This window comes from Nostoc sp. DedQUE05 (assembly GCF_034530955.1).
Lineage (GTDB): Bacteria > Cyanobacteriota > Cyanobacteriia > Cyanobacteriales > Nostocaceae > Nostoc.
Window position 1 is genome coordinate 159402 of record NZ_JAVRCB010000014.1, and the last position, 11270, is coordinate 170671.

Below are 11270 nucleotides of genomic sequence, written 5' to 3' on the forward strand. Positions count from 1 at the left end.
GTGCCGCGCTATTTTATGCAGGTAATGCCGATTGTATCGGGATAGCTCAAGATAAAGGCGTTACGGCTTGTATGGCTAAAAATATGCGATCGCTTTCTATAGTTTTCTTGACGTTACAATGGGCGTACAGTATCTGCAATTTAGCTAATATACGGTAGATTGCAGGAAGCTGATGACCAAAAAGAAAAAGGATACAGAGCAACTAACATTTATTTATAAGGATCAAAAATTTTTGAATTTTGAATTTTGAATTCGGAGCGAAGCGACGTGACCCAGATTCCGAAAAGTGCAGCCCAGTTCTATGAAACAGACTTTGCAGCATGGACAGAAAAAACTGTACAACTTATTCGTGCTGGACAATTTAGACAAGTAGACTGGGATGCTGTGATTGAGGAGATTGAAAGCTTGGGACGGTCAGAACGACGAGAATTGAAAAGCCGCTTGGAAGTATTATTACAGCATTTGCTCAAGTGGCAATATCAATCTAGTTTGCGGAGTGGCCCTTGGCGAAATACGATTGATGAGCAGCGCCACAAAATTGCAGATTTACTGCAAGAGAGTCCCAGCCTCAAATCTTATCCAGAAGAAGTTTTAGCCCAGTGCTATTATCGGGGATTGAAAGCTGCTAGTAATGAAACTGAACTACCAATCAATACGTTTCCAGTGGAATGTCCTTATTCCATTGTCCAAATTCTTGATAGTGAGTTTTTGCCAGATATTATCGATTTGTAATATTAGGTTGATGCGATAAATAACTCCCCTCGCAGCACAGTTACCGCTTGTCCAGCGAGAAAAACGCGATCGCCTCCGTCATAATACACCTTCACCACCCCACCGCGACTAGATGCTTGATAAGCCAAAAACTCATTTTTGTGCAAGCGATCGCGCCAGAACCAAGCTAGACAGCAATGAGCCGCTCCTGTCACTGGGTCTTCATTAATACCTAATCCTGGTGCAAAGAAGCGAGAGACGAAATCATATTCAGAATCAGAGTTAGTCTGGCTGGTGACAATGACGTTAGGAATCAGTAAGGTTTTTAGCAGTTGAAAATTAGGCTGTATTTGCTGCACCAATTGTTCAGATTCCAATTCCACAAGATAACCTAGTGAATTCTGCAAGACAGATTTGTAGGCTACACCCAAAGCTTGCTTGAGTTCTGGAGGAGCGACTGTTGCTTGTGAGTGATTTACTGGAAAATCTAACTCAATCCAATCACCTTGTAACTTCGCAATCAGCACTCCACTTTTGGTATAAAAACGTGCAACTTCATCAAGTAACAAATGTCCCTCTGACCAAAGTACATGGGCACTAGCTAAAGTTGCGTGACCACAAAGCGGAACTTCTACTGTGGGCGTAAACCAACGCAGATTAAAGCCATCATCCTGTCTGACTAAAAAAGCTGTTTCAGATAAATTCATCTCTTGAGCCACCTTTTGCATCCAGCGCTCATCTTGGGGAGTAGGCAAAATACAGACAGCAGCCGGATTACCTGCCAAAGGTGTATTGGTAAAAGCATCAACTTGAGTAATAATTTGTTTCTTTAAAGTCACGTCGCTTCGCTCCGAATTCAAAATTCAAAATTTAAAATTAATGATCCCCATAAATAAATTTTCTTGTGGGGCGGGCATCTTGCCCGCCAGGACGGGCTAGAGAGCCAGTCCCACAAGAGTTTGCTAATGCACTATTATTTTAGTCTTGCTACGCTACTACGTTGTGTTAATCCAAATGAGAACCGCTATATACAGTACCTTATAAATTAGGAATACAATCTCCAAAAACTAGGGCCAATGTTAAAGCAAACCGAAAACGTGAGGATAAAAATCTTCAGAAGCATCTTTGCTGCTGTCAACTTAGCGCTAATTTCTGGAGGATTAGTTAGTTGTGTTGTTGAAGCCCCGCAGCCACTTGCACCAATTGAGCAACAAAAACCAGAGTTACAACCTAACCAGAACGACAAAGATGACGACCACAAAGATGACGATCGCAAAAATGATAAAAAAGATGGCGATCGCAAAAACGATAAAAAAGATGACGATAAAGACGATAACGACTAAATAAAGGCAAAACTATTACCTTTATCCTTTTTTTGAGTTTACATTTATGCTTATCCCACAAACTTCTACTTCCCTCGCCGATACTTTACGCCACCGACGGCAACAACTAGCCAAACTGATTGATTTTCCGGCAATTTTGTGGTCAGGTAGCAACAATCCGCGCAATTTTCCGGCAAATTCCTTTCCATTTCGTGCTAACAGTCATTTCCTTTATTTTGCCGGACTGCCATTACCAAAAGCGGCAATTCGTCTAGAAGCGGGCAAACTAGAACTATTCATCGACGATCCGTCACCCAGTAGCGCCCTTTGGCATGGAGAAATGCCAACGCGCGAAGAAATAGCCGAGAAGATTGGGGCGGATGTGGCAAGGCCAATGGCAGAATTAGAGTCTTGGCTAGAAGATGCCGCTACACTTGCCGTCCAAGATGCTGCTACTTGGACGCAGCAATCGCAGCTATTAAATAGATGGGTTTTACCACAAAGTCCTCCCCAAGGAATTGACTTGGAGTTAGCAAAGGCGATCGTTTCACTCCGCCTCACCCACGATGATGGTGCATTAACCGAGTTGAGAAAAGCTGCGGCTGTCACCGTCAAAGCTCACAAAGCGGGGATGGCAGCAACACCCCAAGCCAAACTAGAAGCAGAAGTTCGGGCAGCGATGGAAGGGGTGATTATTGCCCACAATATGACTACCTCTTACAACAGTATTGTCACTGTTCACGGTGAAGTTTTGCATAACGAGCAGTATCACCATAGTTTGCAACCAGGTGATTTACTGCTTGCTGATGTTGGTGCTGAGACTGAAACTGGTTGGGCGGGTGATGTAACTCGCACTTGGCCAGTTTCGGGTAAGTTTTCATCTACCCAAAGAGATATTTATAATGTGGTGTTGGCAGCCCACGATGCTTGCATAGCCAAAATCCAGCCTGGTGTAGAGTATGGGGATATTCACCTACTAGCGGCTACAGCGATCGCTGAAGGTTTGGTGGAGTTAGGCATTTTACAAGGAAATCCCCAAGATTTAGTAGAAATCGATGCCCACGCGCTATTTTTCCCTCATGGGATCGGCCATCTACTGGGTTTAGATGTGCATGATATGGAAGATTTGGGCGATTTAGCCGGGTATGAAGAAGGACGCCAAAGGAGCGATCGCTTTGGCTTAAGCTATCTCCGTTTAAATCGTCCCCTGCGCCCAGGAATGTTAGTCACAATTGAGCCTGGTTTTTATCAAGTACCAGCAATTTTAAATGATGCTAATGTCCGTTCAAAATATCAGAATGTGGTGAATTGGCAGCGTTTATCTGAATTCGCCGATGTCCGAGGAATTCGCATTGAAGATGATGTTTTAGTTACTACAGAAGGCAGCGAAGTTTTAACAGCTGCATTACCAAACGATGCCGATACTGTAGAAAATCTAGTCAATGGCTGAGTTCATACTCACAGGCATCTTTTGTAAATATTTGCAGTGTGATGCTGTGTACTACTATGGTTTTTCTGAATTACTGGATCGATCTTTAATCCAGTTAAGCATTTGATATCATGTCCGCTTGATTACTTACTAAACCCCAAGAACCCCACCCCACCAAAGCTACGCTTTGTCTCCCCTCCCCGCAGGCGGGGAGGGGCTGGGGGTGGGGTGCAATGACTGTGGGTATCATAACTAATTACCCCGACTTGATATGATTTCGCACACCACGTTCAGATCGTGAATCCAGCAAGATCGCTAACATAGAGGCATCGCGCTCATCATCAGTGTTATAGTACTGCGCTGGCTCTCGATTTACTTGTACTTCCGCAATCTTTACGGTTTCTGCAACCACCTCAAAACGCACTTTGAAAATACAAAAACCAGTCCAACTACGATGCAAATATAGCCAAGGAGCCTCATAGAAAATGAACCACTTATCTTCCATCTGCTCTGGAATGACTCCAGCAGCAATTCGGTCGAATTCTTGCTGCGAGTAAACTTTTTCTAGCGTTATATTTTTGCATACAGAAGGCATAGGTTCTGTTTTCCAATCATTGCGTTTGGCTATTCGCATAGTTTTGATATCATTCTATTACCATTGTGAAAAAGGGTATTTTACTAAATTGCTGTTGAAATATCTAGAGTCATCAGAAACTTCTTGTCCAATCCAGTTTGGTAATTCAATTTGTTGATTTTCATCAGTGAGTTCAACTTCTGCTAATATCAGTCCTTTATTAACACCATCAAACTCATCTATTTCCCAAATTAAACTACCCGACTCTATTTTATATCTGGTTTTTTCTATAAAGGGACGTTGACATAATGTCTCAAGTATTTCTTGAGCATCTTGAACAGGAATAGGATACTCAAACTCTAATCTCGAATATTTTATATTGGGGCCTTTAATGGTCAAATAACTTTTTTCCCCTATTATACGTATGCGTACAGTTGCTTTATCTTGTGTAGCAATATATCCTTGACGATATACACTACCTTCAGCTAATCCTCTCCAGCTATTTCCTCTCACTAAATATTTACGCTCTATTTCTTTTGCCATTTTATTTACCAAATTATTTGCTTTTTTATATCACAAATAATAGAGTAATCCGAAAATTTTTCACAAAAATGTGTGCGCAATGATTACAAATCAGAGTTAAGTTGTTGAAGTATTCATATTAACTAATTGATAATTAGCGATCGCTTCTACTGTAGTCCGATAATTTACATCCTGATGACGATTTGATGCTATCTGCATTAAGCAATTGCAACTAGCAGTAAATTCGTGATTTTTATCTCACTTATTTCCAGATGCAATGAATTTTAAAGACTTTTAATTCTCCATACCTATGCTCAATAACTAACCTGTAATTAAAACATTTGTTATATGTAAGAACTCACCAAATTTTCTTGTTTAATTTGTTCTTTTGCTAAAGCCAATGCTTGACGAGCATTTTTAAACTTTATTTCATCTGTAAATTTATGCTCAAAATTCTTTAAATAAGCTTCCAAATATCGAATACGTAAGTGTGGATCGGCAGGATTCTGAAGAAAAGGGAGGTCAGCTTCAACCATGAACCGAATAGCCAACAGGGGGATAGGGCTACGAAGTGGACGAAAGTTTGGGTTGTGTAGACCAGGACTTTCATTACGTTTATGAAATTCTCCTATCATTAATCCTGACTCAACAAACAAAGGTTTAAGTTTTTGTTGGACACTATCTACTACATTAGTAGCGTCTTCTATATAGATGTCAGGAAAAATAAGTAAAAAAGCTTTATTAATTGCTAATTCCTGCTCTTGAGGATCTATTTGCAGAAATATATCTCGATAGCGTCCAACAATCTCTTCTAATTTTTCTGGATACAAATCTTTTGTGTGAATAACTGCTAGACGAATACTGTTTGATTTGAGAGAGAAAGGTACAAAAGGGCAAACTGCGCCGGGTCTACCTAAGCCAGGATGAGGCCTTCCTAAAAAGTTTTTCACCCATTCCATAATTTCAATTAAGGTAGAAAGGTCTTCGTGTTGCTGGAGTTGTTCAATTTCACGAGTTGTATAGAGTTGCATAAGCTTGAGTTAAATGGAATAATTGTTTAATTCTGAATCCCAAATTAGTTTACATACAGGTGTATTGTAAAACTAATTATTTAAGTAAATAAAACAAGCTCTTTGTTGTTGATTTTTGGTTAATCGGTAGCTTGCAGAAGATAACAATGCTCTCTCATTTAGTTCTGTGAACTTCAAGTAAGTTACTTCAAAACATATACAAACATATTTCACATCAAATAACTTGTTTTCATTTGTTTTGAAATTAGTTTGTAATATTTAGCTTCAGAACTAATATTTGAATCTTGAAATGCTTGTAAGTTATGCTACATTTTGGTAACACACTCTACAATTAATTGACAGATTTTTTCAAAAAGAATTTACGATTTATATAGGATACGTATGTACCATCATTCGGCATCTACTCCTAGTTGTTTACACTGTTAAACTTCTGTTATTTTTACGAATACATTATAAATTTTATGTGTAAATAGTTATTTTTACTGTAAAAATTTAGTGTAGTTTTAACAGCAACTTTAGGGCTATTATCAAGGCAGTATACTTATAGCAAGTAAAAAGTTTACACAGAATTGGTATAAGTCAATTTTATAAGTTTTATAATACTTACAGCGAATTACAAATTAATAAAGTACACTCTCCCAAATAGATTGGGGAAAATGCTTGATAGAGTGAGGTAGTTAATCCACTTAGAGGATGTCTGAGAAGTATTCAATATTTCGCTTGATCCCCCCTAGCCCACGCCAGTCGCTCATGGGGGAAACCCCCAAGACCGCGCTGGCTCCCCTTAAAAAGGGGGGAACTGGAATCAAAGTCCCCCAATTTATCGGGGGATTTAGGGGGATCTACAAGTCTCGAATACAACACCAAAAAGTTTTCAGACATCCACTTAGATGAAAATACTATATTCTCGATTGGTCGATCTCAACGTCAGGTATTTGTAGCGAATATCGGTATTTTAGGCTTTATTTGGTCTCAAAATAAAAATAGTAGGGATAGTTAGAATAAGCGGCGACTTCTACCGTTCCCCATACCCCTATTCTTAAGTAAGCTACTCACAAAATTAAATATTTTAGGACTTCCGGTACTATACCAATTAACCATAATATGCTTTAAGTCAAATTTATATTTCAGGTGCTGATTGCAACCCCGATTTTGCTGCATATTTACTGTTCTGGGTATTAGAAATGGTTCAAAAACCCAAAATTAGTATAGTCAATATGTATGATACGTAAGTCCTATATAGGACTCATATTTGATTTCTGAAAAAACTCAGTACACTCCTAAATCCCTTTTTTCCAGTTAAGAGTTCCCTCCTTACGCAAATATGTTCATTAATCAAATCGGATTCCTATATTTGTTTAATTGAAAGTCCATTATTTATCAACAAATTCTTTCACCACTGCCATAGCATCAGGAGGAATCTGGGTAATTAGACGGAAGGGAAATGCCGCAGTTGAAGCAAACTGAGCATAGTCTGGTGTCAGGAAGATAGCATAGTTTTTAGCTTCTGGAGTCATCTGGAAAGCAAAGGCCAAAGTTATAGCTTTAACATACTTGCGAACATCTGCTGCTTGTTCGCCGACAACTTCACCGCCACTAATCGGTGTATTTGGTTGTCCAACCTGATCTAATGTAGTGCTGGGGTCTTTTACACTGAGATGAGTAGCCCCAATAATACCAACTAGCGATTTTGGGGATGGGATCTTGTCAAATCCCACAATCTGTTCAGTTAAAGCTGGGGTGGTTTTATCGGCGGAACCTGCTAACACTATGGTAGGAACTTGTATCTTAGTTAACCCAGTTTCGCCAAAAATTAGAGAAGTTGTCGGATTGAGAGCGATCGCTTGTTTGATTCTGGGATCTCGTAGTTGATAGCTATTTTCTGGTAGTTCTTGAGCGATGCACTGGATATTTTCTCCCAAACTTAAGATAGTCAGGTTCTTTTTACAGCGTTGTTTGAGATGTTCTAGTTGCAACTCGGCTCCAGCAAGTGCTAAAGCTGTACCACCACCAAGAGAATAGCCAACAACCATCGCGTTTGTAGTTGCAAGTTTCCCTTGTAGGGGATAATTAGCTGTTTGGTTGAGTTTTGCTAATTCGTCGAGGACAAAACTAATATCTTGAGGGCGATTTAAAAACTCTTGAGGCTTCATGACTCTGGTTTTGCCTTGTAATGCTAAATCAATATTTGCCGCATTACTACCGGGATGTTCTAAAGCTGCTACTACATAACCGTGGGATGCTAAATGTTCTGCTAAGTAACGCAAGTCCGTGCGGACAGATGCAAAACCGTGAGAAAAGACAATTACGGGTTTGTCGGGAGTTGCAGCAGTTGACCAGTAAATATCAACTGGAATTTTGCGATCGCGCTTTTGATCGTTCAGACTTAAATTGAGTACTTTTACTTGGGCGCTTCCTGGTTGGCTGGGATCGAAAGGGAAAGCAATCTGCGGTGTGCTCGGATGTGCTGTTATGGGGTCAAGTTGGGGAGCGATCGCTAACATAAATTGCTGGGTACGCCAAAAAGCTGTATTTAAGTTTTTTGTAACAACCCAAGCCTTTGGTAAATCAATTTCTAAGCGTTTACTGGGATAAGCAGCAATAAAACTCAGTATAGAAAGACCTTGCGGTGCAGTAGAACCTAATACCAAGCCCGATCTGAGTGCTTGTACCCCAGCTTTGTCCTTTCGGGCTAAGGCTGTAGCAAAGTCACTGAGAATACTTGTACCAATCTGGGTATTAATTAACTTATCAAGTGTGACAACATTCATCGGTATATTCATACCCAGCGCCCCCAAGAAGAAGCGGCGTTGTTCTTCAGATAAAGACTGTAAACTCCCAGGCAATTTTCCTGTTTTTACAGCCTTTTGCAACTCAGTAAGAGAGATGGATTCTGTAAATAAACCGAAACGCACAACAACTGTGTCAGCTGCAATAGCCGAAGTATTTGCCCCCAGCTGTGTAAGTGCGATGCCTACGGCGGGCAAAACCAACGCGCTAAATAAACCCGCAACTGTCTTAAGACTTCTCCAATTTCCCATAAACTTTTATACCAATTGTTACTTACGGGAATATAACGGATATTTGTGTATTTGACTACCCCAATAATTGATTAGAAATAAAAGTAAATTTTTTCTTAACTTGATGGCTACGTCTATGCTCTAATCTCCTCAAAGCATCTGCCAATGCAAACAGAGCCATATTACAAGGATAACAAAAGTAACAAATTGTAGAATTCATCACAGCCAAAAATTTGAGCATAAATCAGTGTTAACAGCCACAAAAGCTTGATTGTTTCTCAGCTAGGTTTAAGACTGTAACGGAGCTACTAGAACAGGGAAAGCGATGCCTGCGGCGGTAAACTACGCATCTACAATCTGCATTTTTTTTTCACAGAAAAATTTAACCGACTGCTTAATGTTTTGTCTTTGCTGTTTCAAACGTTTTGCAGAGGTGTTGCAGGTGAATAGTCTGATTGCTGTAGCTGCACAATCGTTACTGATCAAATTCCCCCAGCCGCGTCAACAATTTTTCTTGGCTTTATGCGTCGCAGACTACCCTATATTTTAATTTTTCTGCTCTCTTTGAGTATTATTACACTGTGGTGGCCTGTGAATGATTCTGATTGCAATTTTGAGGCTTTTATCGCATCAAAAACTACAAAATTTCAAGTACATGCTACTAAGGTTAGTGTTCAACCGTGGCGTGGTCGTCACCATGTATATGGCATCTTTATGATTCCTGATGAATACAAACAATCTCCATTTTTTGTGTTAACAGTCCAAGGTGCTGGCAGTTATTGTTCAAAACAATTTGGTTATAAAAAAAACTTTGATGATATCTTTGCTGAACCAGGAACTTATCTGGTAAAGAAGCCTATTAGAACTCGAAAAACTCTGCGGCTCATTCTTCAAGGTTTATATTCTCAGGTCAATAATAAAAATAATTGGACATTGACTTTCCCTGAACCAAAAGCTAGTCAAAATAATTCGTAATTCGTAATTCGTAATTCGTAGTTACAATTAGTGTGGGCTTTAACCTACCACTGTCTTGTTGACCACTAAATCTGCATATTTAGTGGGGGTTTGTACCCTCTTTAATTACGAATTAGTAATTATTTGGTCAAGATAATTCATAAGTTAGCTTGGTGGTTGAGTTTCCAAAATCTGGTTTTTCTCTAATAAAGCACTAGTCGCATTAACTACAATTTGTGCTGCTCCGGTGAAGAACGATCGCTCGATAGTCGCTGGTACATCGCTAGGTTGATGATAGTGCGGAGTGCGTAAATTTGCGGTATCTGTCACCAGCACAGCACCCACACCTTGGTACCAAAACGGTGCATGATCGCTGCGTAAGGTGTCTGGTGTCAGTAAACCTTTAAAAGGAATTGGTAATGTTAGAACTGCTGGCATTGATTCCTGTTTATTCAGGGCGGTTGAAGGGGTATTTTGTGAGTTTTGAAAGGCATTCAGTAAAGACAAGTGTTCTGTATCGCCGACTACTACTAAAAAGTCGCCCTTGTCGCTAGGTGGCGTCACAGGCAATCCGGTAGGGTATTTCTGACATCCAGAAGTGTAACAAGCGTAACCTACCATATCCATAACGATCGCTCCGCCTAAATTTTGCAAGCGTGTTGTCTTACTCACAAAAGCCTGACTACCCAAAAGTCCTGCTTCCTCTTGGTCAAAAAAAGCTAGCTGTAACGTCCGTGGCGTAGGACGGGAACCGAGTAACCGAGCGACTTCCAGCACTACGGCTACACCACTGGCATTATCATCGGCACCAGGGGAAGAGGCAACAGTATCGTAATGCGCTGCTACGAGAATTGCTTTCGCGGCTTTGTTAGTTCCTGGACGTTCGGCAAAAATATTTACACCGTCAGAGAACTTTTCTAACTTAGGTTTCCAGCCGAATTTTTTCAGTTCAGTTGTAATATAAGTGCGAGTAAGCGATCGCTCTTTTGTGGTGTAGCGCTGAAAATTCAACTTTTGGATATGGTTTAACAGCTTCTCAGTAGACACTTGGGGAGTAATATCAACTTCCCTTGATGGCTGTGAATCGAGTGTTTCCACCGGAATCCGCTCAACAATTGTCGGTGAGGGACGCTGTTCAAAAAACGTGCTACCTCTGCTACCCAACACGGCAACTGTCATCAGCACCAACAGCATCAGCCAAATCCATTTTCTCATCTGATTTATCCTTGGCTTCCTGACTTAGGGTAGCGCAAATCCCCAAGCATCACTTTCCAGGATTGCTTCGGTTAAGGTTTTTTGATGAAAATTCTAGCGAGCGATCGCAAAGACGCGATAAATCTGATTAAGCTAAGAAACATCTAATTTGCATAATTGAATTAAATATAACTCTTGTGGGGTGGGCATCTTGCCATTGGTGTCAACTTAACGTGAAACCGCTTGTCCGCCGGGAATTGAAATTCCCGTCTCATAGCTAAAGTCATCTGAAGATGACTAAATATCGCCAAAAATCTCCAGTCTACTTCAGTAGACTTAAGCCTAAAAGCCAAAGAAATTTATTTCCGGGCGGGCATGGAAGCCAACAGTTAAGCTATTTCCAGCTTAAGTTGACACCAATGGCATCTTGCCCGCCCAGCTTATGCAATTTAAATTTTATTGAATTCGGGTAGTCGTTTATTGAATTCGGGTAGTCGTTTATTGAATTCGGGT

Annotated in this window: 10 protein-coding genes; 4 read left to right on the top strand and 6 right to left on the bottom strand. The window is 40.3% G+C overall.

Annotation, left to right across the window (positions count from 1 at the left end):
• Positions 1–267 precede the first annotated feature (267 nt).
• Positions 268–732 carry a DUF29 domain-containing protein gene (locus RMZ42_RS13150; protein ID WP_322671830.1) on the top strand — a complete coding sequence of 155 codons (465 nt, stop codon included), beginning with the start codon at positions 268–270 and terminating at the stop codon, positions 730–732.
• Between the two features lie 2 nt (positions 733–734).
• Here RMZ42_RS13150 and RMZ42_RS13155 read toward each other — a convergent pair whose 3' ends face one another.
• A complete protein-coding gene (locus RMZ42_RS13155; protein WP_322671831.1) occupies positions 735–1550 on the bottom strand; it encodes a PhzF family phenazine biosynthesis protein in 816 nt (271 codons plus the stop codon).
• Positions 1551–1787: 237 nt separating this feature from the next.
• On the opposite strand from RMZ42_RS13155, the gene RMZ42_RS13160 reads away from it, so the two are divergent.
• Both RMZ42_RS13160 and RMZ42_RS13165 read left to right on the top strand, forming a co-directional pair.
• Positions 1788–2054 (top strand): hypothetical protein, encoded by a 267-nt coding sequence (locus RMZ42_RS13160; protein ID WP_322671832.1) that lies wholly within the window; start codon positions 1788–1790, stop codon positions 2052–2054.
• Positions 2055–2100: 46 nt separating this feature from the next.
• Positions 2101–3483: an aminopeptidase P family protein gene (locus RMZ42_RS13165; protein WP_322671833.1), complete on the top strand. Its 1383-nt coding sequence runs from the start codon at positions 2101–2103 to the stop codon at positions 3481–3483.
• Positions 3484–3718: 235 nt separating this feature from the next.
• On the opposite strand, the gene RMZ42_RS13170 is transcribed toward RMZ42_RS13165, so the two are convergent.
• From RMZ42_RS13170 to RMZ42_RS13185, 4 genes are all read right to left on the bottom strand, one after another.
• Positions 3719–4096, bottom strand: a complete 378-nt coding sequence (locus RMZ42_RS13170) for a hypothetical protein (protein ID WP_322671834.1) — start codon at positions 4094–4096, stop codon at positions 3719–3721.
• 18 nt (positions 4097–4114) lie between these two features.
• Entirely contained in the window at positions 4115–4579 is a 465-nt protein-coding gene (locus RMZ42_RS13175; RefSeq protein ID WP_322671835.1) for a CYTH domain-containing protein, read from the bottom strand.
• Positions 4580–4902: 323 nt separating this feature from the next.
• Entirely contained in the window at positions 4903–5589 is a 687-nt protein-coding gene (locus tag RMZ42_RS13180) for a DUF6875 domain-containing protein (RefSeq protein WP_322671836.1), read from the bottom strand.
• A 1373-nt stretch (positions 5590–6962) separates the two neighbouring features.
• Entirely contained in the window at positions 6963–8630 is a 1668-nt protein-coding gene (locus RMZ42_RS13185; RefSeq protein WP_322671837.1) for an alpha/beta hydrolase, read from the bottom strand.
• A gap of 501 nt (positions 8631–9131) precedes the next feature.
• On the opposite strand from RMZ42_RS13185, the gene RMZ42_RS13190 reads away from it, so the two are divergent.
• Positions 9132–9584 (top strand): hypothetical protein, encoded by a 453-nt coding sequence (locus RMZ42_RS13190; protein ID WP_322671838.1) that lies wholly within the window; start codon positions 9132–9134, stop codon positions 9582–9584.
• 144 nt (positions 9585–9728) lie between these two features.
• Here the strand turns inward: RMZ42_RS13190 and RMZ42_RS13195 are convergent, their stop codons facing one another.
• Positions 9729–10778: a M28 family peptidase gene (locus RMZ42_RS13195; protein WP_322671839.1), complete on the bottom strand. Its 1050-nt coding sequence runs from the start codon at positions 10776–10778 to the stop codon at positions 9729–9731.
• Between the last annotated feature and the right edge of the window lie 492 nt (positions 10779–11270).